The organism is Caulobacter sp. GW821-FHT09H08, from assembly GCF_059415885.1.
In genome coordinates this window covers 115,781-140,029 of record NZ_JBWKOC010000002.1, presented here as the reverse complement: position 1 = coordinate 140,029, position 24,249 = coordinate 115,781, and the positions used below count along the sequence as shown (strand labels likewise).

Sequence of the window (24,249 nt, the reverse complement as noted above, 5' to 3'; positions counted from 1 at the left end):
CTTCTAGAACGCACCGTCCTTGAATTATATAGCAAGATTACGGCGTTAAATCGCGTCGACTGGACGCAGTTCGTGCAGCAGCACGTCGTGGATCTGCGGCGTGGTCGCCAGGACCGTGCCGTTCATGACGTCGAGCGCGCGGCCAAGCGTGTCGGTGACCACCCCGCCGGCCTCGCGGACGATCACCGCCCCGGCGGCCATGTCCCAGGCGCTGACGCTCTGTTCCCAGTAGGCGTCCATGCGCCCGCAGGCGACATAGGCCATGTCCACAGCCCCCGCGCCCAGACGGCGGATGCCAGAGATCTTGTTGGTCAGACGCTGCATCTCGGCATGGAACTGCTCCTGGCGTGGCTTACCCATGAACGGCACGCCGACGGCCAGCACGGCCTGCTCCAGGCCCTGGCGTTTGGAGACGCTGATGGCCACGTCGTTGAGATAGGCGCCCTGCCCCTTCTCGGCCCGGAACAGCTCGCCCAGCATCGGGATGTAGGTGACGCCGGCGACGATCTCGCCGTCACGCTGCAGGGCGATGTTCACGGCCCAGATCGGCAGGCCGATCAGGAAGTTGGCGGTGCCGTCCAGCGGATCGCAGATCCAGGTGTTGGAGGCGTCCGCCCCTTCGACCAGACCGCCCTCTTCGCCGAGGAAGCCGTAGTCAGGATAGGCCTCCGACAGGATCGACTTCACGGTCTGTTCGGCGCGCACGTCGGCGATGGTGAAGGGGTCGGCCGGCCCGTTCTTGTGTTTGATCTCCAGGGTGGCGATCTCGGCGAAGTCCTGTTTCAGGCGGTCGCCAGCGGCCCGCGCCGCGCGGATCATCGTCTGGACCAGGGAGGAGGGCTCGGTCACGGTCTAGTCTCTCAGCTTGGTGCGCCACAGGCAGGTGGCGAGGGTCAGGGAGGCGACGGAGGCGCCGATCCAGAAGATGATGGCCGGCCCGAAGTCGTAGTGGCGGACGCCGTCGACGACGCGCAGGCCCTTGTCGATCAGGGCGCCGCTGATCTGTTCCTGGATGGCCGCGCCCAGATAGCTGAACACCCCGACCAGACCCATGGCCGCCCCGGCCACGCGCTTGGGACAGATGTCGGTGGCGAACAGGCCGCCCAGCGAAGTGACCAGCGCCGTCATGCCCAGGCCGAACAGGATCATGCCGGTCACCAGCACGGGTCCGGTGTTGGGGCCGTAGAAGATCAGGCCCAGGCCCGCCAGCTCCATCAGGCCGAACAGCAGGTTGGCCGGCGGACGGCGAGCGTTGAACAGCTTGTCGGAGATGAAGCCGTAGCCGATGGCGCCGACGATGCCGGCCAGGGTCGAGATCATCAGCATAGTGCCGGCGGCGGTCAGGCTGTAGCCCCGCGCCTCCTGCAGATAGAGCACGCCCCAGCTGTTGATGGCGTAGCGGGTCACGTAGATCAGGGCCGACGACAGGGCTAGCGCCCAGACGGCGGGGATCTTGAGGATCTGCAGTTGGGTCTTGAAGACGCTGGAGGCTTCCTGTTTGGGCTTGTCGCCCTGCCAGTGGTCGTTGCGCCAGTCGGCGACGGGAGGCAGGCCCATGGTCTGCGGGCGGTCCTGGATCCACAGATAGGCGCCGATCGCCACCAGGACCCCGACCACCGAGGGACCCCAGAAGCCGTAGCGCCAGCCCAGGGCCGCGACGATGCCGCCGACCCCGACGAACGTCAGGCCCTCGCCGATCGAGTGGGCGGTGCTCCAGATGCCGTAGTAGCGGCCGCGCTCGCGGTTGGAGAACCACTGGCTCATCGACACGACGCCCGCCGGGGCGCCGAAGCTCTGGAACCAGCCGTTCAGCCCCCACAGCAGCGCCGATAGCGCCACCGTGGTCGAGAAGCCCATGCCGATATTTGCGATGGCCGAGATCAGCACGCTGAAGGCGAAGAACCGCTTCATGTTGGCGTGGTCGGCCAGGAAGCCGTTGGTCAGCTTGCCGAAGGCGTAGGTGTAGAAAAGGGCCGAGCCGATCAGGCCAAGCTCCGTCGGCGTGAAGACGCCCGCGTCGATCAGCGGCTTCTTCACCACCCCCAGCGCCAGGCGGCAGGTGTAGGACAGGCCGTAGCCGATGGTGATCGCCACCATGATCCGGAAGCGATGGCGCTTGTAGAGCGTGTCGATGGTCGACGGATCGCTCAGTGGCGGCGCATCGGCGCCTGGCGCGAAGAACTTCAGCATCCCTTGGTTCTCTCCCCCGGACCTCGCGACGCATCGAGTCATCGCGATCGGCCGATATGGAACACGCTATTTCATTTTCAGAATTAATGGAAGATTTTTTCTACGTTCGAAACAGTTGGAACGTGGAAAAAGAAAGGCCCCGGACAGGTTCGTCCGAGGCCTTGAGGTCGCGCACGCAGGAGGCGCTATCGTTCGGGGGAGGTCCCGAAATCGTCACCGCATGGTGGGGATGACAAAGCTCTGGTCCAGCACCGCCCCGCCCTTGGGCCAGCGCTGGGTGACAGTCTTGGTCCGCGTGTAGAAGCGCACGCCGTCCATGCCGTACTGGTTCAGGTCACCGAAGCCCGAGCGCTTCCAGCCGCCGAAGCTGTGATAGGCGACCGGCACCGGGATCGGCACGTTGATCCCGACCATGCCGACCTCGACCTGGTCGGCGAACTCGCGGGCGGCGTCGCCGTTGCGGGTGAAGATCGCCACGCCATTGCCGTACTGGTGGCGCGAGGCCAGGCCGATGCCCTCGGCCAAGCTCTCGGCGCGGACCATCTGCAGCACCGGACCGAAGATCTCGTCCTGGTATGAGCGGCTCGTCGGCTTGACGTGGTCGAACAGGGTCGGGCCGACGAAGAAGCCGTCCTCGTGGCCTTGCAGGGCAAAGCCGCGACCGTCGACGACCAGCTCGGCGCCCTCGTCGACGCCCATCTGGATGTAGCTCTCGATCCGCGCCTTGTGGGCGGCGCTGACCACCGGGCCATAGTGGGCGCCCTTGTCGGTGCTGACGCCGACGCGAAGGGCGCCGATGGCGGTGACCAGCTTCTCGCGCAGGGCGATGGCGGTCTTCTCGCCGACCGGCACGACGACCGGCAGGGCCATGCAGCGCTCGCCGGCCGAGCCGTAGGCCGCGCCGATGATGTCGGCGGTCGCCTGGTCGAGGTCAGCGTCGGGCAGGACGAGGCCGTGGTTCTTGGCGCCGCCCATGGCCTGGACGCGCTTGCCGTTGGCCCCGGCGCGCTGGAACACCGACTGGGCGATGTCCGAGCTGCCGACGAAGCTGACGGCCTTGATGTCCGGATGGTCGAGGATGCCCTCGACGCAGTCCTTGTCGCCGTGGACGACATTGAGGATGCCTGGCGGCAGGCCGGCTTCCATCATCAGCTCGGCCAGGCGCACCGGCACCGACGGATCGCGCTCCGACGGCTTCAGGATGAAGGCGTTCCCGCAGGCGATCGCCGGCCCCATCATCCACATCGGGATCATGGCCGGGAAGTTGAACGGGGTGATGCCGGCCACGACGCCCAGGGCCTGGCGCATCGAATAGACGTCGATGCCCGGGCCGGCGCCTTGGGTGTATTCGCCTTTCAGCAGGTGCGGGATGCCGCACGAGAACTCGATGACTTCCAGGCCGCGCATGATGTCGCCCTTGGAGTCGGCGATGACCTTGCCGTGCTCGGACGACAGCAGTTCGGCCAGCTCGTCCATGTGGGCATTGAGCAGGCGCGCGAAGTCGAACATCACCCGCGCCCGGCGCTGCGGATTGGTCGCCGCCCAGGCCGGCTGAGCCGCCTTGGCGTTGGCGACGGCGGCGTCCAGTTCCGATGCCGAGGCCAGGGCGACACGCGCCTGCACCTTGCCGGTGTTGGGATCGAAGACGTCGCCGAAACGGCCGGACGTAGCCTCGACGGCGCGACCGCCGACGAAGTGGGGGATGCTGCGCATGACGCGCTCCTTCGCTTACAGAAACATCAGGATCAGGGCCGGACGCGATCCGCCGAAGTGGAGGCCGGTTCGGCGCGAGATCGCGTCCTAGTTTAAAGTTTCAAAGCCTTCTCATCCGCATCGGATCATCGATCCGATGCGGGAAGGCTTTGCCGCATGATCCAGTCGTGGGCCGGGTCGTTGCGGAAGATCCACTTCCGGTGCGGTCCGGCCATGACGTTGAGGTAGTAGAGGTCGTAGCCATGCGGGGCCCCGACCGGATGGTAGCCGCGCGGCACCATCACCACGTCGCCGTCCTGCACGCAGACCGTCTCATCCAGGCTGCGGTCGTCGGTATAGACGCGCTGGAAGGCGAAGCCCTGCGGCGGGTTCAGGCGGTGGTAGTAAGTCTCCTCGAGCGCCGTCTCCTCGCCCTCCGTTGCCGTGTCGTGCTTGTGCGGCGGATAGCTGGACCAGTGGCCGCCAGGGGTGATCACTTCGACCACCAGCAGGCCGTCGGCGGGCGCGGTCTCGGGCAGGATGTTGCGGACGTGGCGGACATTGGTCCCCTTGCCGCGAACCTCGCGCGGCATGTCGCCCTCGGCGATCAGGCGCGCGCTCCCGCCCGGCTTGCCGGGCGCGGTGCAGAGCGCCAGCTCGACATCGGTGACGGCGGTCACGGCGAACGGCGCGGCGGCCGGGACATAGACCGCGCCCGGAGCCCGGTCCTCGAACACATTGGCGCGACCGCCGATCTTGCCGAAGGACACGCCCTCGGCCGAAACCTCGGCGGTCCCGCTCATCACCACAACGCAGGTCTCGCGGCTGGGCTCGGAACCGTCATAGGTCTCACCGGCCGCCAGCTTGACGACCTGGAAGCCGACATGGGTCCAGCCGGCAGAGGCTGGGGTGACTTCCAGAACGGACCCCGACGGATCGGGAGCGTGCGAACGAACCAAAAGGTTTGGCATCTTTATTCTCCGCTCATCCCCGCGAAAGCGGGGACCCAAGCTGAGGCAGGGACATTCTCAAGGTCGCATGGCTCCCCGCTTTCGCGGGGATGAGCGGTTGAGAGGCAATCGATCACTAGGCCGCCTTCAGGCCAGCAGCAGCAGCCTCACGTTTCAGCGTCGCCAAACCAATCTCGCCGTATTCACGCGGATTAGCGACGGCCGGGTCCTGTTCGGCCTCAACGATGATCCAGCCCGAATAATTGATCTCCGCGAGGGCCTGCATCACCGCCGCGTAGTCCAGGTAGCCGTCACCGGGCACGGTGAACATCCCGGCCAGCACCCCGTCCAGGAAGCTGCCGCCGCCGCGCGAGACCACCTTGTGGAAGACCTCGCTGCGGATGTCCTTGCAGTGCACGTGAGCGACGCGGTGCGGATAGCTGCGGATCACCTGGACCGGGTCCAGGCCGCCCAAGGCCGCGTGGCCGGTGTCGACGGTCAGGCCGACCGAAGGCCCCGTATTGGCCAGGAAAGCTTCCAGATCCTCGGGCCGCTCGACCACGGTGCCCAGGTGATGGTGATAGGCGAACTTCAGGCCCTGGGCCTGGACGTAGTCAGCCACCTTTGTCAGGCGCGCGCCGAATTCCTTCCAGCCCTCGGCGTCGAGACGCGGGGTCGCCGACAGCGCCTTGGTCTTGTCGCCGTGGATGGCGTTGCTGGTCTCGGCGTGGACGAAGACGGTGCAGCCCATGGCCTTTAGCAGGGCAAGGTGCTTCTGCAGCGCCGCGATCTCGTCGTCGGCCGACTGGACCAGCAAGTTGCCGCTGTACCAGCCGCCGACCAGGGTGAGGTCGTAGCGGTCCAGCAGCGGCTTCAGCACCGCCGGGTCGCGCGGGAAGACGCCGCCCAGCTCGACGCCCGTGAAGCCGATCGCCTGGCAGTCGGCCAGCACGCTCTCCAGAGGCGTGTCGCCGCCCAGCTCGGGCATGTCGTCATTGATCCAGGCGATGGGGCTCACGCCGAAACGGATGGTCATGGGTCAGTTCCCCGTACGCTGTTGCTTGATCTTGGTTTCGTAGTCGGCGCGGGCCGCATTGACGGCCGGGCGCACCGAGACTTCCGGCACCGCCACGTCCCACCAGGCGCCGCCTTCGGTGGTCGGCATCGGGTCGGTGTCGATGACGACGACATAGGTCCGGTCGCTGGCCTTGGCGCGCTCCAGGGCGGCCTCCAGCTCGGCGAGATTGGCGACCTTCTCCGACCGCGCACCGAGGCTCTTGGCATGGGCGGCGAAGTCGATGTCGGGAAGGGTCTCGTGGCAGGTGTCGGCCAGCAGGTTGTTGAACGCCGCCCCGCCGGTCGCCGCCTGCAGACGGTTGATGCAGCCATAGCCCCGGTTGTCGAGGACGGTGACGATCAGCTTGGTCCCCAGCATCACCGAGGTGGCGAGCTCGGAGTTCAGCATCAGGTAGCTGCCGTCGCCGACCATCACGTGAACCTCGCGGTCCGGGTCGGCCATTTTCACGCCCACGGCGCCGGCGATCTCGTAGCCCATGCACGAGAAGCCGTACTCGACGTGATAGCCGCCCGGCGCGCGGGTGCGCCACAGCTTGTGCAGCTCGCCCGGCAGGCCGCCTGCGGCGCAGACCACCACGCTGTCGTCGGACGAGGCGCGCCACACCGCGCCCAGCACCTGGGCGTCGGTCGGCAGCGGTCGCGCATCGGCCTTGGTGGCCTCGTCGAAGATCGTGTTCCAGCCCTCGACACCGCCCGTGGCCTTAGCGGTCCAGGCCGCTGGCGCGCGCCAGCCTTTCAGGGCCGCGCCCAGGGCCTCGACCACCGCCAGGGCGTCGCCGACGACGCTGACCGCGCCGTGCTTGTGGGCGTCGTGCGGGGCGACATTGATCTGGACCAGCTTGCGGTCTGCGGCGCCGAACAGGGCGCGCGAGCCGGTGGTGAAGTCCTGGAGGCGCGTGCCGACGCCGATGATCAGGTCGGCCTCTTCCGACGCGGCCACCGAGGCAGTCGTGCCCGTGACGCCGACGGCGCCCAGGTTCATCGGGTGATCCCAGGCCAGGCTCCCCTTCCCGCCTTGGGTCTCGGCGACCGGCAGGCCGGCGTCATAGGCCAGGGCCGCCAGCGAGGCCTCGGCGCGGGCGTAGAGCACTCCGCCACCGGCGACGACCAGAGGACGCTTGGCCGCCTTGATCAGGGCCACGAGATCAACCAGCTCGCGCGGATCGGGCTGCGGCGCCCGGATGCGCCAGACGCGCTTCTCGAAAAAGGCTTCCGGATAGTCGAACGCTTCGGCCTGGACGTCCTGGCAGAAGCCCAGGGTCGCGGGGCCGCAAGTGGCCGGATCCAGCATGGTGGCCAAGGCGCGTGGCAGGGCGTCGAGGATCTGCTCGGGCCGCGTGATGCGGTCGAAATAGCGCGAGACGGGCTTGAAGCAGTCGTTGGCGCTGATCGTGCCGTCGCCGAAATCCTCGATCTGCTGCAGCACCGGATCGGGCCGGCGGCTGGCATAGACGTCGCCGGGCAGAAACAGCACCGGCAGGCGGTTCACATGCGCCAGGGCGGCGGCGGTGACCATGTTGGTTGCGCCGGGGCCGATCGAGGTCGTGCAGACCATGGCCCGCTCGCGTCGCGACTGCTTGGCGAAGGCGATGGCGGCGTGGGCCATGCCCTGTTCGTTATGGGCGCGGTAGGTCGGCAGCACGTCGCGGGCGCCGTGCAGGGCCTCACCCAGGCCGGCGACATTGCCGTGACCGAAGATCGCCCAGACCCCGGCGAAGTACGGGACCACGCCATCGGCAGTCTCGACGTACTGCTGGCTCAGCCAGCGAACGGTCGCCTGAGCGGCGGTGAGACGAACGGAAGCCATGCTACGCGGCCTTTTCCACTGAACCTCGGAGGCGACGCCAGGCGTCGACCAGCACCTTGAACTTGCCGACCAGAGCCGTCACGGCCGCGTCGTCGTCGATGCGGTTGGCCAGCCATTCGCGGGCGACGTCGTAGAAGATGGTCCGGCCGACGGCGAAGCCCTTCACGATCGGGAACGGCGCGACCACCTCGAACGAAGCCATCAGCTCGGCCTCCGGCGCCGACAGGCCCAGCAGCACCACGCCGCGACACAGGGGGTCGTTCTCGGCGATGGCGATCTCGATCTCGCGCCAGGCGGCGGGATCGGTCAGCGGCTCCAGCTTCCACCAGTCGGGCCGGATGCCCAGGGCGTAGAGCCGGCGGATACCGCGCGCCACGGTCTTGCTGTCGCTGTCCATGCCGCGCGGCAGGATCAGTTCCAGCAGCAACTCGTGGCGGGTCTTGCGACAGGCGTCGGCCAGGCGCAGCAGCTGGCGCTCCTGGCGATCGCGCAGCTCGACCTCGTCGTCCGGATGGTAGAACACCAGGCACTTCACGACCTGGTTCAGCGGCCATTCGGCCAGTTCCGTGGCCACGTCGGCCGAGCTCTCGAACTCCAGCGGTCGCGACTTGGGCAGCTCGATCGGGCGGGCGATCCAGTAGTCGTGCTCGGCGGACTCGGCCAGGGCCTCGAAGCCGAAGCGGCCGTCCAGCAGCATGCCGAACCGCGTCTCGTCCTCGCCGGCCACGGCCTGGACGGCGCGCAGGGCCAGGCGCTTGAAGTCGGGGATGCGCGCGACGTCGCCGCCGGTCTCCTCGATCAGGTCCTCGAACTGGCTGCGGTGATCGATCGCCAGGACGGTCAGCTCGTCATAGACGTGCTCGCGCGTGGTGGCCCAGTGGATGTGCTCCAGCTCGACGTCCTCGCGCAGGCGGAACGGACGTTCACGCTCCGACAGGAAGGCCTCCAGCTCGACCCAGGTCGGCATGGCCGGCGCGCAGCCGTGGCGCGAGACGACGATGGCCCCGCAGGCATTGCCCCACTCGCAGCAGGTCTCGACGCTCTCGTGGCGCAGCCAGCCGCGCAGGAAACCGGCCATGAAGGCGTCCCCTGCTCCCAGCACGTTGAACACCTCGACCTTGAAGCCCCGGGCGCTGACGCCCTCGTCCAGGCTGTCGGGGATCGCGCCCGGGAAGGCGACACAGCCCTCGGGACCGCGCTTGCAGACCAGCAAAGCGTCCGGCGCGCCGGCGCGGATGGCGCGCAGGGCGGCGATGGTGTCGGTCGAGCCGCCCAGAATGTGGATCTCTTCTTCCGTGCCGACGATCAGGTCGCACAGCGCCACCACTTCCTGCAGCTTGGCGGTGACCTCTCGGTTCTCGACGAAGCGGTTCTCGCCAGCGTCCTTGCCTGTCAGGCCCCACAGCACCGGGCGATAGTCGATGTCGAAGGCCACGCGGCCGCCGGCGGCCTTCACGGCGCGGACGGCCTTCAGGCTGGCGTCGTAGACATTGGGTTGCGACAGGTGCGTGCCGTTGATCAGCACCGCCCCGGCGCTGGCGAACCAGGCCTCGTCGACGTCCGCCGGCTCCAGCGCCATGTCGGCGCAGTTCTCGCGATAGAAGATCAGCGGGAAGTTCACCCGGTCGCGGATGCCCAGGATCACCAGGGCCGTCAGGCGGTCCGGGTCGGACAGCACGCCGGCGACATCGACGCCCTCGCGCTCCAATTGCTCGCGGATGAAACGGCCCATGTGGTCGGCGCCGACGCGGGTCAGCAGACCGGTCTTCAGGCCCAGGCGCGCGCCGCCCGAAGCAGTGTTGGTCGGGCTGCCGCCCAGGTACTTGGCGAAGGACCCCATGTCCTCCAGGCGACCACCGACCTGCTGGCCGTAGAGGTCGACGCTGGAACGGCCCACCGCGATCAGATCAAGGGTCTTTGCGTCCTGGGCCATACCGGTTCCACGTCACTCTCGGGCCGGCTCCCCACCGGCGATATGTAACGCATATTCCAAACCTAGAATGCTTGCAACATCCATTTCATTTTCAGTTTGAAATGGAATGAACAGTTCAACCGCCCGTTCAAGCGCCCTTCTTGGCCTTGCCCTTTTCCTTGCCGGCCTCGAAGGCGAAGCCGATGACCAGGGCCTGGGCCAGGCAGATCGAAGCGGCCAGCGAACGGAAGGTGCGGACTTCCGATTCGCGCACGTGCAGGACCAGTTCGGCGGGCTTGGCGATCGGGCTGACCAGGCTGTCGCTGATCGACAGGATCTTGGCCCCACGCTGGGTGGCCATCTCGGCCGCCATCACCGTCTCTTCGGCATAGGGGTGGTAGCTGACGGCGATCAGCAGGTCCTTGGGCCCGATGGTCTGGACCTGTTGCTTGGTCAGGCCCGCGACGCCGTCGATGAACAGGGTCCGCTTGTTGGCCTGTTGCAGCGAATAGGCCAGGTACGAGGCCACTGGGAACGAGCGGCGGAAACCGGCGACATAGACGGTCTCGGCCTGATCGATCAGCGAGACAGCCTTGGCCATGTCGCTCTCGCTGACCGTCTGACCCAGGTTCTGCAGCGCCAGGGTGTTGCCCTCGACGAACTCGGCCAGCACGTCCGCCCCGCCCTCGGGCTTCTTGGCCACGGCCTCGTTGAAGTGGCGCACGCGCTCGCCGTAGCCGAGGCCCGCATGGCCCGACAGCAGGCCGTCGCGGAACAGCCGCTGCATCTGGCTGGCGCCGGGATAGCCAAAGGTCTTGGCGAAGCGAACGATGGCCGAGGGCTGCACCCCGCATCGCTCGGAGATCACCGCCAGGGTCTCCAGCGCCAACTCGTTCGGCTCGTCCAGGACGTAGCGAGCGATCTGCTGCAGCCGCTTGCTGAGCGAATCGTAGCGTTCAAGGATCGCCGCCCGCAGTTCCTCGGCGCTGGCCGGCGCGTTCACAGCCACAATGTCTTCGGTCATTTCCGCCCCGGTACGATCGCTTCAGTTTTAGAATATCCATTCCGCCCACGAACACAAACGCAGGGAAATTGACGAACCGTTCCACTTTCCATCTGGAAGGAATTTTTGTTCCATATTACACGAGAATGGAACGCGGCCGTCGCATGAGCCGCAGACAGACGACTCGAAGATTTGGGAGCGGACGATGATCAAGGTGGCGCAGCTGGGCGCGGGACGCATGGGGGCGGTGCACGCCCGCAACGCCGCCTCCAATCCGAGGCTGGACCTCGTGGCCCTGGTCGATCCCCGCCCCGAGGTCGCCGGCCCGCTGGCCAAGGAACTGGGCGCTGAGCTCAAGAGCTTCGACGACGCGCTGGCCGATCCAGAGATCAAGGGGATCATCGTCGCCAGCTCGACCGACGCGCACCTCGACAACACGCTGTCGGCCCTCCGGGCCGGCAAGAAAGTGTTCTGCGAAAAGCCGCTCGACCTGCACCTGGCCACCCTGCTGGCCGCCAAGGGCGAGCTGGAGAAGGCCGAGGACAGCCTGTTCGTCGCCTTCAACCGCCGCTTCGACCCGCACTACCGCGCCCTGAAGGCCCGCATCGACGGCGGCGACATCGGCGCGCTGGAAAGCCTGCACATCGTCAACCACGACCCGGCCACCCCGCCCCCGGCCTTTATCCCGACCAGCGGCGGTCTGTTCAAGGACTTCACCATCCACGACTTCGACCTGGCGCCCTGGCTGCTGGGCGAGCGTCCGGTCGAGATCTTCGCCTGGGCCTCGTGCCTGATCGATCCGGAGATCGGCGAGCTGGGCGATGTCGACACCGCCAAGGTGCTGCTGACCACCGCCACGGGTCGTCTCTGCATGATCAGCAACAGCCGTCGCACCGGCTATGGCTATGACCAGCGCATCGAGGCGTTCGGCTCCAAGGGCGCGGCCCGGGTCGACAACGTCACCAACACGGCCGTGTCGGTGTGGGGCGAGAGCGGCGCCAAGGCCGACAAGTTCCCCTACGCCTTCATCGACCGCTACGTCGGGGCCTATGCCGCCGAGATGGACCACTTCGCCGACATCCTGGAAGGCAAGGCCAAGCCCGAGGCGGGCCTCACCGCCAGCATCGCCTCGCTCGAACTCGCCGAAGCCGCCGCCCGCTCGGTGGCGACCGGCGCGCCCGTCAGACTCTAAGCGTACAGGTATCCTCATGCACGACATCGCCATCCTGGGCGCCGGCCGCATCGGCCGCATCCACGCCAAGAACGTCGCCGGCCAGCCGGGCTTGCGCCTGAAGTACGTCGTCGATCCGGTCGCCTCGGCCGCCGAAAGCCTGGCCGCCGAGACCGGCGCGACCGTGGCCGACCTCGACACCGCCCTGAACGACCCGAGCGTGGGCGGCGTCATCGTCGCCAGCTCGACCGACACCCACCTCGACTACAGCCTCAAGGCCATCGCGGCCGGCAAGGCGGTGTTCTGCGAGAAGCCGATCGACCAGGACCTGGCCCGCGCCCGCTCGGCGTCCGGCGAGCTGGGCGGCAAGGGCGTGAAGCTGTTCCTGGGCTTCAACCGCCGCTTCGACCCGAACTTCCAAGGGCTGAAAGCCCGCCTCTCGGCCGGCGTCGTCGGCGCGCTGGAGACGGTGCACATCACCAGCCACGACCCGGCCCCGCCGCCGGTCTCGTACGTCAAGGTCTCGGGCGGCCTCTTCAAGGACATGGCTATCCACGACTTCGACATGGCCCGCTGGCTGCTGGGCGAGCCGGTGACCGAGGTGTTCGCCGCCGCCAGCTGCCTGGTCGATCCGGCCATCGGCGAGGCCGGCGACGTCGACACCGCCAAGATTCTGCTGCGCACCGCTTCGGGCAAGATCTGCGTGATCAGCAACAGCCGCCGCAGCGGCTACGGCTACGACCAGCGCATCGAGGCGTTCGGCGCCAAGGGCCTGGTCCGCGCCGACAATGTCATGGAGAGCACGGTCAGCGTCTGGGGCGAGAACGGCGCGGCCAGCGACGCCTTCCAGAACTTCTTCCTCGACCGCTACGCCGAAGCCTATCGCCGCGAGATGGCGCACTTCGCCGAGATCATCCGCGGCGAGGCCCTGCCCTCGGTCGGCTATGTCGATGGCGTCGAGGCTTTGGCGCTCGCCGAGGCCGCGGGCCAGTCGGCGAAGACGGGTCAGGTCGTGAAACTCTGAAGACCTCTTCTCCCCTTGCGGGAGAAGGTGGCAGCCGCAGGCTGGCGGATGAGGGGTCGCTCCGGCGGCCCCTTTTTCGTGTCCGCTCTCAAGCCAAAGAAAAACGGCGGCTCCGCAGGAGAGCCGCCGTTGCAGTTTGCCCTATCGGGGGGACAGAGGTCAGTTCTTGGCGGGGCTCTTCAGCTTGCCGCCAACGATCTTCTGGAAGGTCTCGAGCGGGCACAGGGTCGCCTCGCCCGGGACGCCGCAGCCGGGGATCTTGAAGTACGAATAGGACGGCGGGTTGCTGGCCGAGAGCGGTTGCAGCTCGCGTAGCTGGTCCATGGTCTGGGCCGTGTAGAAGGCCCGCACATAGGCCTTACCGCCAGCGTCCTTCAGCAGCTCGAAGCCCATCGCCCCGCCCGGAGGCGGATCGTCCTGCGGATAGTCGGTGGCGGTGAAGTGCGCGCCGAAGAAGCCGCGCAGGGCCGCGATATTGGTGTCGTGGCCGACCAGCATGGTCAGCTTGCCGCCCGTGCCCTCGGCGCCGGTCAGCGCGCCCAGGATCTCCTTGGCAACCGGGGCGGCGTAGCGCTCGGCGATGTAGGGCGAACCGACCTCGTAGTGGAACTTCACCGGGTGGAAGCGCAGCATGGCCTGGATGTCGGCCTTGGAGGCGCGGCCCCAGCCGACCTGGTCCATCGGCTTGCCCTCGACATATTCCAGCAGGACCGTCTGGCCGGCCGTCGAGGCGATCGACAGCGCGCCTTCCACGTCCGGGTTGTCGCCCTTGTTACCCTTCAGGCTGGAGGGTTTCTTGGCGATCCCGCAGCCGGCCTTGGTCGCCGGGTCGCAGCCCAGCACGCGTTGCAGCACCGCGAAGTCTGCGGCGTGGACGCGGGCCTCGGCCGCGATGCCTGGCTTCTGGCTCTGGGCGGCCTTCAGGGCGATGTCGCCGTCGATGCCTTCGGCCGGGTGGAAGATCGGGTCGTTGGCCTCGTCGTCCGGGTGGGTGACCTTCAGGCCGCAGCCAGGCTGCAGACCCTCGACGAACATCTCGGCGGTCTTGATCGCCCGCTGCTTGCCGCTGGCCCAGGCGACGATGTCGCCGGCCTGGGCGCAGCCGTCGCGCGGCAACAGGCCCCGCGCGCCCAGGAAGGTGCGGTAGTAGACGCCCATCAGCCGCGCGCCCTCGGCGCCGTGCGGGGTCAGTTCACCGAAGGGCGTGGTCCAGCTCGACCAGGCCTGGGCGGTCGTGCCCTCGGGCGTGGCCGGCGCCTTGGTCGGCGGGCGGACGCTGTGGCGCATCATCATGACCACCCGTTCCAGCTTCAGGCCCTCGGTCGGACCTCCCGTAGAGGCGGCGTTCGCCGTCCCCGCCAGCAGCGGAACCACGGCCATCGCCGCCGTCATCAACGCGTTTCGAAGCCTCGCCATAACGCCTCCCTCAAGCCGCTTGGTTCAAAGCGCGGCTGTTTCATTGACATCAGAATACGAATAAATTTTCTATTTTACAATATCGATGGAATTTTTCTTCAGATTGACGCGATCCGTCAGCGAGGCGTCAGCGCTCGGCGTCTAGGCCAGATGCAAGACGTGACCATGACACGAGGGGCAACACGATGAACCGCTTGAAACTCGCCGCCAGCCTGCTGGCCCTGCTGACCGCCGCGCCGGCCCTGGCCCAGACGGCCTCGCCCGCGGTGGGTGTCGTCGGCGCCACCGTCCCGACCGCCCAGGGCGGCGCCAATACCGTGGTCCTGGTGCGTGACCCGACCGATCCGGCCAAGAGCGTGATCGCCGCCAACGGCAAGCTGGGCGGGCTGGAGCTCTACAGCCTGGACGGCCAGCGTATCGCCGCCATCCCGGGCGGCGAGGTCTATGCCGTCGACACCCGCGAGGACGGCAAGCACGCCCTGATCGTCGCCCTGGACCGCCAGATCGGCCGCCTGCGCGTCTTCGCCCGCGATTACGCCAGCGGCGTTACCACCGCTGTCGACGCCAAACCGCTCATGCTCGGCTATTCCGGCGAAGGCATCTGCCTGCACCGCAGCGCCCGCGACGCCGCGCTTTACGCCTTCGCTATGGGTCGTGAGGGCCAGCTGGACCAGTGGCTGCTCTACGCCAACGCCGACGGCAAGGTGGATGGCCGCGTCGTCCGCCGCCTGCACCTGTCGTCCGAGGCCAAGTACTGCGTCGCCGACGACGCCAGCGGCGCGCTCTATGTCGGCCAGAAGGCCGTGGGCATCTGGCGCTATGACGTTGATCCCGAGGCCGAACCGGTCCCGACCATCGTCGACATCAATCGCCTGGGTCACATCGCCGGCGAGGTCGGCGGCCTGGCCGTGATCAATGGCGGCAAGGGCGCGGACCACCTGGTTGCCGCCAACGCCGACACCGGCGACTACAATGTCTATGACCGTGGCGCCGACGACCGCTTCCTCGGGGCCTTCAAGGTGCAGACGAACGGCGCGCCGGCCATCGAGGGTCCCTCGGGCCTGTTCGGCGTCCGTGCGCCGGTAGGCCCGGGCCTGCCCGCCGGCGCTCTGCTGATCGCCGACGACCGCAACAACGGCGCCAACAGCAAGATCGTCTCGTGGAAGGACATCGCCTCGGCGATGAAGCTGGCGCCCGGCCAGGACGCGCCACAGGCCGAGCCCAGCAAGGTCGCCCTGGTCCAGGCCACCATGGAGACCGAGCCGGTCGGCCACGACGGCGACGCCGCCGACGATCCGGCCATCTGGGTCCACCCGACCGACCCGGCCAAGAGCGCCATCATCGCCACCGACAAGAAGGGCGGCATGCTGGTCTACGATCTGTCCGGCAAGCGCCTGCAGTACCTGCCCGACGGCAAGATGAACAATGTCGACCTGCGCGGCGGCTTCCAACTGGGCGGCAAGGCCGTGACCCTGGTCGCGGCCAGCGACCGGACCCACAAGGCCATCGCTCTGTACACGATCGATCCCGAGACCCGCCTGCTGACCAGCGTCGCCGACGGCGTCCAGGCCAGCGGCCTGCCGGACCCCTACGGCCTGTGCATGTACCGCGACCGCAAGGGCGGCATGTCGGTGTTCGTCAGCGATCCCGACGGCCTGGTCCGCCAGTACAGCCTGACCGCCACCGCCAATGGCAAGGTCGCCGCCAAGGCCGTGCGCGATCTGAAGTTCGACACCCAGACCGAAGGCTGCGTCGCCGACGACGAGACCGGCGCGCTCTACATCGCCGAGGAAGACGTGGCGCTGTGGAAGCTGGGCGCGGACGCCAGCGCGGGCCAGACCCGCAAGGCCATCGCCCGCGTCGCCGACAACCCCGCCCTGAAGGACGACCTGGAAGGCGTCGGCCTCTACGCCCAGCCCAAGGGTAAGGGCTATCTGGTCGTCTCCAGCCAGGGCAACAACACCTACGCCGTGTTCCGCCGCGAGGGCGACAACGCCTATGTCGGCAGCTTCGCGGTCACGGCCAATGGCGACAACGGCGTCGACGGGATCTCCGAGACCGACGGCCTGGACGTCTCCAGCGCCTCGCTCGGCGCGGGCCTGGAAGGCGGCGCCTTCGTCGCCCAGGACGGGCGCAACATCTCCCCTCCCGAGGCCCAGAACTTCAAGCTGGTGCCCTGGTCGGTGATCGCGGCCAAGCTGAAACTCTAGGCGCCACATGTGCGGCCGGTCACAAGACCGGCCGCCATTCAGGCAAAAGAAAAGCCCGGGCGAAGATCGTCCGGGCTAAGAAGTTAGGGAGGAAACGCCCCAGGAAGGGCAGAGGCCGCTGGCCTCACGAGAGTGATCTATGATCACCGAACGGCCATTCAAGGGCGCGCCTGAAAAAACTTCTATTCCTGCGCGCTTGGCTTGCCGGGGCCGTGTGGTAATGACCGCCCTCGACGATTGAGGGCTAGGCCCGAAGCGAGCGCCGAGCCCCATGTCCGATCCCACCGATCCCAACGACGACGCCCCGGAGACTCCGGCGACGCCCCCATCGGCTGCCAAGCAGCGCAAGCCTCGCAAGCCGCGCGCTTCGGTCGCGATGACAGAGGCGGCCGGACTGGGTGAAGGCGCGCCGGAGCTCACCGCGCCGAAGCCGGCCCGTCCGCGCAAGCCGCGCGCCGCCAAGCCTGTCGCCGTCGAGGCCGTCGAGCCCGAAGCTCTCCCGGAAGAGGCGCCGCCCGAGGCCGCTGAAACCGAACTGCCCGAAGCCGTCGAGGCCGTTCTTGAAGCCGCCCTATCCCCGGCCGAGCCGGTCAAGATCAAGAAGCCGCCGATCTGGAAGCGTCCCGCCTGGTTGATCGGCGCGGCCGCCGCCGTGGTGCTGGTGATCGTGCTGATCGGGTCGCTGTTCTGGTCGCTGCCGCTGAGCCGCGCCCTGGAGCCGCTGAACAACTCCGCCATCGTGCTGGTCGCCGAGGACGGCTCGCCGATCGCGCGTCGCGGGTCGTACAAGGAAGCCCCGATCGACGTGGCCAAGCTGCCGGCCTATGTGCCCGGCGCTTTCATCGCCATCGAGGACCGCCGCTTCTACAGCCACATGGGCGTCGACCCGAAGGCCATCGCCCGCGCGCTCGGCAAGAACGCCAAGGCCGGCGGCGTCTCCGAAGGCGGCTCGACCATCACCCAGCAGCTGGCCAAGAACGCCTTCCTCTCGAGCGATCGCAACCTGCGTCGCAAGGCCCAGGAAGCGCTGATCGCCGTCTATCTGGAAGCCCGCCTCTCCAAGTCCGAGATCCTGTCGCGCTACCTGTCGTCAGTCTATTTCGGCGACGGCGCCTTTGGCCTGCGCGCCGCGGCCCGGCACTATTTCGGCAAGCAGCCCGAGCAGCTCTCCGTCGGCGAGGCCGCCATGCTGGCCGGCCTGGTCAAGGCCCCTTCCCGCCTGGCGCCGACCAACAACATCGAAGGCGCCCGCGAGCGGATGCGCGTGGTGCTGGGCGCCATGGTCGAGACCAAGACCATCACCCAGGCCCAGGCCGACGCGGTCGGCGAGGTCTCGGCGGTAGAGTCCGAGGACAAGCTGCCGACTGGCTCCTACTTCGCCGACTGGGCCCTGCCCCAGGCCCGCGCCTCGATCGGCGCGCGCTATGGCGAGACGGTCGTTCAGACCACCTTGGATCCCGAGATGCAGGAGAAGGCCGAGCGGATCCTCAACGACTATATCGAGCGCGACGGCAAGGTCCTGAACATCACCCAGGGCGCCCTGGTGGCCATGCGCAAGGACGGCCGCGTCGTCGCCATGGTCGGCGGCCGCGACTACGGGACCAGCCAGTTCAACCGCGCCGACGGTGAGCGCCAGCCGGGCTCGTCATTCAAGCTGTTCGTCTACCTGGCCGCCCTACAGTCGGGCATGACCACGACCTCGCCGATCCTCGACACCCCGGTGCAGGTCAGCGGCTACACGCCGCAGAACCACGAGGGCAAGTATCGCGACCGCGAGATCCCCCTGATCAGCGCCTTCGCCGCCTCGTCGAACGTGGCGGCCGTGCGCCTGGCGCATGACCTTGGCCCCAAGAAGGTGATCAAGGTCGCCCGCGAGCTGGGCATCACCGAGAAGATCCCCGACGACCTGACCATGGCGCTCGGCACCGGCTCGATGAGCCTGACCCGCCTGACGGCCGCCTACGCCTCGGTGGCGGCCGGCGAATATCCGATCGTCCCGCACGCCCTGAACGACTTCAAGAAGCCCAAGACCACCGCCTATGACCCGAAGGTGCTGCTGGGCATGCGCGACCTGCTGCGCTCGGCCACCCATCGCGGCACGGGCCTGGAAGCGGCCATCCCCGGCGCGTTCGGCAAGACCGGCACGACCCAGGATTATCACGACGCCCTGTTCGTTGGTTATGTCGACGACCTGGTGGTCGGGGTCTGGGTCGGCAACGACGACAACAGCTCGATGAACGGCGTGGTCGGCGGCGGCGAGCCCGCCAAGATCTGGAAGGCCTTCATGCTATCCGCCCTGGGTCGCAACGTCGGCCCGGCGGTCGAAGAGGATCCGCTGGAGGACCTCGGCCTGCCGTTCGAAGGCGAGATCGGCCCCGACGGTTTGCCGGTGGCGCCGCTGACGGTCCCGACCGAGCCCGCGCCGGTCGCTCCCGTTCCCGCTGCCCCGGCCGCGCCTCCGCCGCCTGAGCCGCGGGGCTAGTCTCCCACCAGCCTCCCCGCCGGCGGAACCCGCACGATGAAGTGGCCCTTCACGCCCTCGGGCCATTGGCGGTAGGGCACCACGCCCTCGTCGCTGGCGGCGTAGGCCACAGCGTAGTCGAGGATCGCCCGCGCGGCTTCCGCTGTCGGTTCGAACCGCCCCAGGACGTAGCCGATCTTGCCCGGAGCCCGCAGGTGGATCGAGCAGTGCTGCGTGCAGTTGAACAGGCACGGCATCTCCTGGATCGCCACGCCCGTTCCGTCGGCAATCCCGCGCAAGGCCGCAGCCAGCAGCGCCCCACCGCGCACGCCCTCGGGCGTTTCCCGCTCTTCCGTCGAGACGCGGCAGGTGCTGCAGACCACCACCGCCGGGCCGTCTTCGGCCTCGCGCAGGAGGGTCAAAACTCGATCCCCGCCTGGGCCTTCACGCCGGAGCGGAACGGGTGCTTGACCTGGGCCATCTCGGTGACGAGGTCGGCGGCCGCGATCAGGGCATCCGGCGCGTTGCGGCCGGTGACCACCACGTGCTTGCCCTCGGGCCGGCTGACCAGCACCTCCAGCACCTCGGCCAGCGGCAGGTAGTCGTAGCGCAGGATGATGTTCAGCTCGTCGGCGACCACCATGTCCCAGTCGGGATCGGCGATGCGGGCCTTGATCGCGTCCCAGGCCTGGCGGGCCACCGCGATGTCGCGGGCGCGGTCCTGGGTGTCCCAAGTGAAGCCCTCGCCCATCGGCCGGAACTCGACCTGATCGGGGAAGGCGTCGAACACGACCTTCTCGCCGGTCTCCATCGCGCCCTTGATGAACTGGATGACGCTGACCCGTTGGCCGTGGCCGATGGCGCGGCAGACCATGCCGAGCGCGGCCGTCGTCTTGCCCTTGCCCGCGCCCGTATGGACGATCAGCAGGCCCTTCTCGATCTGGCGCTCGGCCATCATCTTGGCGCGCGCGGCCTGGATGACCTTCATCTTGGCGTTATGGCGCGCGTTCTTCGCGGCCTCTTGGGCGGCCTCCGCCGCGTCGGCTTTTTTGTTCATCACCCTGCCCTCGCCGGACACCCCGCCGGCCGCGTTGATACGATGAAGGCCGGTCTCCTGGCTTACGCCCTCCCGTCGCGGCGCCTTCCCAGAGCCGAAGCTCCAGTGGCTGAGTGCCGTGACGATCGACGGACGATCACAGTTGCGGGGGCAGCCGCGGATTGGTCACCGCGTTCCCGGAGGCCTTGCGACCTCCATGCCTTCGCCGTCCGGGGTAGGCGCGCCCGGCCGAGGGGTCAAGCTCAGTTGGGCAGGGTTAGCCGGTACACCAGGATCAGGTTGTCGTTGTCGCCCGTCCCCGTCTCGCCCTTCAGCGAGGCGTCGAAGTCCTGGCCGTTCACGTGGCCCTTGGCGCTGGCGAAGTCGTTGTCCGAGCCGACCAGCAGGAAGACGTCGTGCGGCGCGGCCCTGTCGAAGGCCGACCCCATGGCCATGGCCTCGATCTTCTCGGGCAGGCTGGTCGGGGTCGAGGGCGAGACCGACAGGTTCAAGCCCCGAGCGCCCAGCTGGACCGGGTTCAGGATGTTGATCAGCTCGGCCTGGGCGGCCGGCCTGATGTCGGCATTCAGCAAGCCGTCCTTGGCGATCGGCGTCACGTCCTGCTCGTAGGGCGTGCCGGCCAGGTTGGTCGCGCCGGCCAGGTCGACCAGCAGGATGCTCTTGTAGACCGGCGCATTGGCCGTGCCCTTGCCCCGCCCGTTGCCGTCGCGGGCCAGCAGCAGAAAGCGGCTGTCGCTCAGCGCCAGGGCCTCGGACTGAGCGGCCGTGGCGTCCGCCGCCTGGCCGTCACCGGCTTCGCGCACGGTCGGCAGTTGCAGCGCGTAATGGCCGATCGGAGCCAGGGGCGTACGGGTCTTGCTGATGTCATAGACCAGCACGCGGGTGTTGTTGCGCGTGGCGTTGTTGGACGTGGAGTCCTGCATCGTCGCGCTCTGCAGCACGGCGATCAGGCGCTGGCCATCCGGCGTGATCGCCAAGGCTTCCAGGCCCTGGTTGTTGCGGCGGCCCGTGGTCGGCGCCCTCTCGGCCCCGAAGTCCAGCACGCCCTTCTTGATCGGCTTGATGGCCGGGACGGTCTCGATGACGCCGGTCAGCTTGCCGGTCTTGTCGAACAGATAGATGCCCGCCGCATACTCGTCCGAGACGTAGAAGCTCCCGTCCGGGAGGTAGGCGATGGCCTCGCTGTCCAGGCTGATCCGCCCTGCCCCCTCGCCGCTGGCCGGCGACGGATAGCGGGCGCCGCCGCGCTCCAGGATGTTCGAGCCCGGATCCTTGCCGGTGAACGGCGCGCCGGTCTGGTCCTTCAGCAGGAAGCCGCCGGTCGGGGTGATGGTCAGACCCTTGCCCGGGACCAGCGTGATCGCGTGCTCATGGACGCGATTGGCGTAGTCGGTCGTGCCGGCGAACGGGCCAACGCTGTTGGGGCCCCGGTCCGGCAGAGTGCGCAAGGTCCCGCTGTAGGACCCATCCGCGTTCTTCTTCCAGCCCGACAACGCCATGCTGGAGAACGAGCCCAGGCTCTCGCCGTTGAAGTCGCGCGTCGCCGCCGGCAGCCAGCCCACCGCCACCAGGCCGTGATTGACATAGGTCTTGCCGCCGAAGCTCACCGTCACATCCCCCGCGCTCTTGTCCCAGTGCGGCGTGGTGTAGGTCGCGCTCTGGGCCGAAGCGCCGGCAGCTAAGACCATGGCGGCGAAACCCACAATGGTTCCGGCGAGGCGGCGGCGCGTCATCGAGGACTCCTCAAGTGCTTTGTAAGCTTGGCGCGCTCATAGGGAGCGACTGCGTAGGTTTTGTGACGGTGAACGTCATGCAGTCGCAGCAGAACTGTCATCAACATGTGGAATAGACGCGGCGCTTGTAAACAATCGACGCCGTAGACGAGAATCCGCGCGGCGTTCGATATCGGGGGATATCCGAATGCTTCTTCGTTCCGCCAGCCTGGTGGCCATCGCCGCCTGCCTCATGCTCGCCACCCAGGCGCAAGCCGCCGACGAACCGGCGATGAAGATGGCCGACGCGGCCCCCGCGCCCGCCGACAGCAACGAGCTGGACGCGGTCGTCGTCGTCGGCAGCGGCCAGACCCGTTCGGTCTCGACCCTGACCCCGGCGAACCTCGAAACCCTGCCCCCGGGCACGAGCGTCCAGAAGGCGCTGAACTTCCTGCCCGGCGTGATGGCCCAGTCGATCGACGCCCTGGGCGTCAACGAGCAGTCGCTGTCGCTGCAGGTGCGCGGCTTCAACACCACCCACCTGGGCTACACCCTGGACGGCGCCCCGCTGGGCGACGGCGCCTACAACAACTACAATGGCCTGACCATCAGCCGCGCCCTGATCTCCGAGAACCTGGGCAAGGCAGAGCTCGCCACCGGCATCGCGGGCCTGGGCATCCCCTCGACCAGCAACCTCGGCGGCGCCCTGGCCTATGAGTCCAGCAACCCGAAGAAGGACATGGCCGTCTCGGCCAACCAGGGCTTCGGCAGCGAGAAGAGCGCCCGCAGCTTCGTGCGCTTCGACACTGGCGAGCACGGCGGCCTGTCGGCCTACATCTCGGGCCAGTACGTCCAGCAAGACCTGTTCGTGAACCAGGGCGCCTACAAGAAGTCGACCGGCAAGCAGCTGAACGCCAAGGCCCAGTACCGCTTCGGCGACAACGTCATCACCGCCTTCGCCGACGTCTCGCGGACCAACCAGGCCGACGACACCTACCTGTCGAAGGACATGGTCACGCGCCTGGGCTGGGACTGGGCCGGCTACGCGCCGAACTGGGACGCCTACGTCTCGCGCGCGGCCTGTTCGGTGGCCTCGCTGGCGTCCAAGTGCGTGAACTCGACGGCCCCCGAGAAGACCTCGGACGTCACCTTCACCAACGGTCAGATCCTGCGCAACGACGAGCTCTACTATCTGAAGGGCGACTTCCAGGTCCGCGAGAACATCACCGCCCACACCCTAGTCTATCGCCACACCGACGAAGGCGCCGGCAACAACTTCATCGCCGGCCTGTCCAACCAGGGCACGACCTCGACCGCCGACGACGTGCCGGTCCAGATCCGCGACACGCGCTACACCATCGACCGCACCGGCGTGGTGGCCAGCATCGGTTGGACCTTCGGCTTCAACCACGTCCAGGCCGGCCTCTGGCTGGAGGACAACACCAGCAGCGCCGCCCGCTACATCTGGACCAACGTCACCGGCCCCTTCAGCCTGGCCAAGTTCCTGAAGGGCCAGCCGGACACCGCCCAGTGGGTGCAGCAGACCGACTGGACCACGCAGCAGTTCTACGTCCAGGACACGGTGAGCCTGCTGGACGACGCCCTGAGCATCGATTTCGGCTTCAAGAGCACCAGCGCCAAGTCCGACGCCCAGGCCCTGCGCGGCGCCGCCAAGGCGGCGGTGACGGCCTCCAGCCAGTTCGCCTCGGGCGTGCTGAAGGCCAAGGACAGCTTCCTGCCGGAAGCCGGCGTCCGCTGGCGGATCGCCGAAGGCCACGAAGTCTTCGCCAGCTACGCCGAGAACATGGCCATGTTCCAGGGCGGCTTCAAGCTCGGTCCGCAGTCGGTCTCGCAGGCCGTCTGGGACGCCCAGGGCCAGTACCTGAAGCCCGAGACCTCGAAGAGCTTCGAGGCCGGCTACCGCTATGTCAGCGGTCCGCTGCAGCTGTCGGTCTCGGCCTACGAGGTCGATTTCAACAACCGCCTGCTGCAGTACAACCCCTGCCCGACCAACCAGCAGCAGAACCCCGGCTGCGGCAACTCCTTCCACAACGCCGGCAGCGTCACCAGCCAGGGCGCCGAAATCGGCGTGCTGTGGCGGCCGCTGTCGTGGCTGAACTGGTACAACGCCGCCTCGTACAACAAGTCGACCTACGACGAAGACCTCAACTGGTGCACGACCACCTGCGTGATCAAGCAGACCAAGGGCAAGCAGCAGGTCGACACGCCCAAGGAGATGTTCTCGAGCGTGCTGACCCTGAAGCAGGGCGGCTTCTCGGCTTCGCTGATGGGCAAGTACACCGGCCGCCGCTTCTACACCTACACCAACGACCAGAGCTTCGGCGGCTACGCCACCTTCGACCTGGGCCTGGCCTACAAGTTCCAGGAGGTCGGCTTCCTGAAGGGCGCCAAGGCCTCGCTGAACATCACCAACCTGACCAACGAGCGCCACGCGTCGAACTTCGACAGCAGCGTGTTCGCGCCGGATGACGCCCCCGGTAGCATCCTGGTGTTCCACTCGTCGGCGCCGCGTCAGGTGTTCGGCACGATCAGCATCGACTTCTAAG

17 protein-coding genes and 1 riboswitch are annotated in these 24,249 nt (G+C 67.8%); of the genes, 5 read left to right on the top strand and 12 right to left on the bottom strand.

From position 1 onward, the window contains the following. Positions 1-45: 45 nt before the first annotated feature. The 8 genes from AC07NN_RS05965 to AC07NN_RS05930 all read right to left on the bottom strand — a co-directional run bounded on the left by AC07NN_RS05965 (position 46) and on the right by AC07NN_RS05930 (position 10,652). Positions 46-849, bottom strand: a complete 804-nt coding sequence (locus AC07NN_RS05965; protein ID WP_494638481.1) for an inositol monophosphatase family protein — start codon at positions 847-849, stop codon at positions 46-48. A 3-nt stretch (positions 850-852) separates the two neighbouring features. After that, positions 853-2,190: an MFS transporter gene (locus AC07NN_RS05960; protein WP_494638479.1), complete on the bottom strand. Its 1,338-nt coding sequence runs from the start codon at positions 2,188-2,190 to the stop codon at positions 853-855. 213 nt (positions 2,191-2,403) lie between these two features. After that, positions 2,404-3,903: a CoA-acylating methylmalonate-semialdehyde dehydrogenase gene (locus tag AC07NN_RS05955; RefSeq protein WP_494638477.1), complete on the bottom strand. Its 1,500-nt coding sequence runs from the start codon at positions 3,901-3,903 to the stop codon at positions 2,404-2,406. Positions 3,904-4,028: 125 nt separating this feature from the next. After that, a complete protein-coding gene (gene iolB / locus AC07NN_RS05950) occupies positions 4,029-4,853 on the bottom strand; it encodes a 5-deoxy-glucuronate isomerase (RefSeq protein ID WP_494638475.1) in 825 nt (274 codons plus the stop codon). Between the two features lie 115 nt (positions 4,854-4,968). Further along, a complete protein-coding gene (iolE, locus tag AC07NN_RS05945) occupies positions 4,969-5,868 on the bottom strand; it encodes a myo-inosose-2 dehydratase (protein WP_494638473.1) in 900 nt (299 codons plus the stop codon). Positions 5,869-5,871: 3 nt separating this feature from the next. After that, entirely contained in the window at positions 5,872-7,716 is a 1,845-nt protein-coding gene (gene iolD, locus AC07NN_RS05940) for a 3D-(3,5/4)-trihydroxycyclohexane-1,2-dione acylhydrolase (decyclizing) (RefSeq protein ID WP_494638471.1), read from the bottom strand. Between the two features lies 1 nt (position 7,717). Next, entirely contained in the window at positions 7,718-9,649 is a 1,932-nt protein-coding gene (locus AC07NN_RS05935; protein WP_494638469.1) for a bifunctional 5-dehydro-2-deoxygluconokinase/5-dehydro-2-deoxyphosphogluconate aldolase, read from the bottom strand. Positions 9,650-9,776: 127 nt separating this feature from the next. Then, positions 9,777-10,652 (bottom strand): MurR/RpiR family transcriptional regulator, encoded by an 876-nt coding sequence (locus tag AC07NN_RS05930; RefSeq protein ID WP_494638467.1) that lies wholly within the window; start codon positions 10,650-10,652, stop codon positions 9,777-9,779. A gap of 184 nt (positions 10,653-10,836) precedes the next feature. Between AC07NN_RS05930 and iolG (AC07NN_RS05925) the strand changes: the two genes are divergently transcribed. Further along, positions 10,837-11,823, top strand: a complete 987-nt coding sequence (gene iolG / locus AC07NN_RS05925; RefSeq protein ID WP_494638465.1) for an inositol 2-dehydrogenase — start codon at positions 10,837-10,839, stop codon at positions 11,821-11,823. Between the two features lie 16 nt (positions 11,824-11,839). Next, on the top strand, positions 11,840-12,826 hold the full coding sequence (gene iolG, locus AC07NN_RS05920) for an inositol 2-dehydrogenase (protein WP_494638463.1): 987 nt from the start codon (positions 11,840-11,842) through the stop codon (positions 12,824-12,826). 159 nt (positions 12,827-12,985) lie between these two features. Here the strand turns inward: iolG (AC07NN_RS05920) and AC07NN_RS05915 are convergent, their stop codons facing one another. Further along, entirely contained in the window at positions 12,986-14,242 is a 1,257-nt protein-coding gene (locus AC07NN_RS05915) for a histidine-type phosphatase (protein WP_494638461.1), read from the bottom strand. Positions 14,243-14,427: 185 nt separating this feature from the next. Between AC07NN_RS05915 and AC07NN_RS05910 the strand changes: the two genes are divergently transcribed. Next, positions 14,428-16,452 carry a phytase gene (locus AC07NN_RS05910; RefSeq protein WP_494638459.1) on the top strand — a complete coding sequence of 675 codons (2,025 nt, stop codon included), beginning with the start codon at positions 14,428-14,430 and terminating at the stop codon, positions 16,450-16,452. A gap of 271 nt (positions 16,453-16,723) precedes the next feature. Further along, on the top strand, positions 16,724-18,934 hold the full coding sequence (locus AC07NN_RS05905; RefSeq protein WP_494638457.1) for a transglycosylase domain-containing protein: 2,211 nt from the start codon (positions 16,724-16,726) through the stop codon (positions 18,932-18,934). Here AC07NN_RS05905 and AC07NN_RS05900 read toward each other — a convergent pair. The 3 genes from AC07NN_RS05900 to AC07NN_RS05890 all read right to left on the bottom strand — a co-directional run bounded on the left by AC07NN_RS05900 (position 18,931) and on the right by AC07NN_RS05890 (position 21,703). Next, positions 18,931-19,335, bottom strand: coding sequence for a DUF1636 domain-containing protein (locus AC07NN_RS05900; protein ID WP_494638455.1), 405 nt, complete (start codon positions 19,333-19,335; stop codon positions 18,931-18,933). The two genes, AC07NN_RS05905 and AC07NN_RS05900, sit on opposite strands and share 4 nt — an antisense overlap. Next, positions 19,332-19,970 carry a cob(I)yrinic acid a,c-diamide adenosyltransferase gene (gene cobO / locus AC07NN_RS05895; protein WP_494638453.1) on the bottom strand — a complete coding sequence of 213 codons (639 nt, stop codon included), beginning with the start codon at positions 19,968-19,970 and terminating at the stop codon, positions 19,332-19,334. Before cobO ends, AC07NN_RS05900 begins: the two co-directional genes overlap by 4 nt. A 30-nt stretch (positions 19,971-20,000) precedes the next feature. Continuing rightward, positions 20,001-20,189: riboswitch (cobalamin riboswitch) on the bottom strand. Between the two features lie 23 nt (positions 20,190-20,212). Next, positions 20,213-21,703: an esterase-like activity of phytase family protein gene (locus AC07NN_RS05890; RefSeq protein ID WP_494638451.1), complete on the bottom strand. Its 1,491-nt coding sequence runs from the start codon at positions 21,701-21,703 to the stop codon at positions 20,213-20,215. A gap of 187 nt (positions 21,704-21,890) precedes the next feature. On the opposite strand from AC07NN_RS05890, the gene AC07NN_RS05885 reads away from it, so the two are divergent. Then, positions 21,891-24,248, top strand: coding sequence for a TonB-dependent receptor (locus AC07NN_RS05885; protein WP_494638449.1), 2,358 nt, complete (start codon positions 21,891-21,893; stop codon positions 24,246-24,248). The last annotated feature ends 1 nt before the right edge of the window (position 24,249 follow it).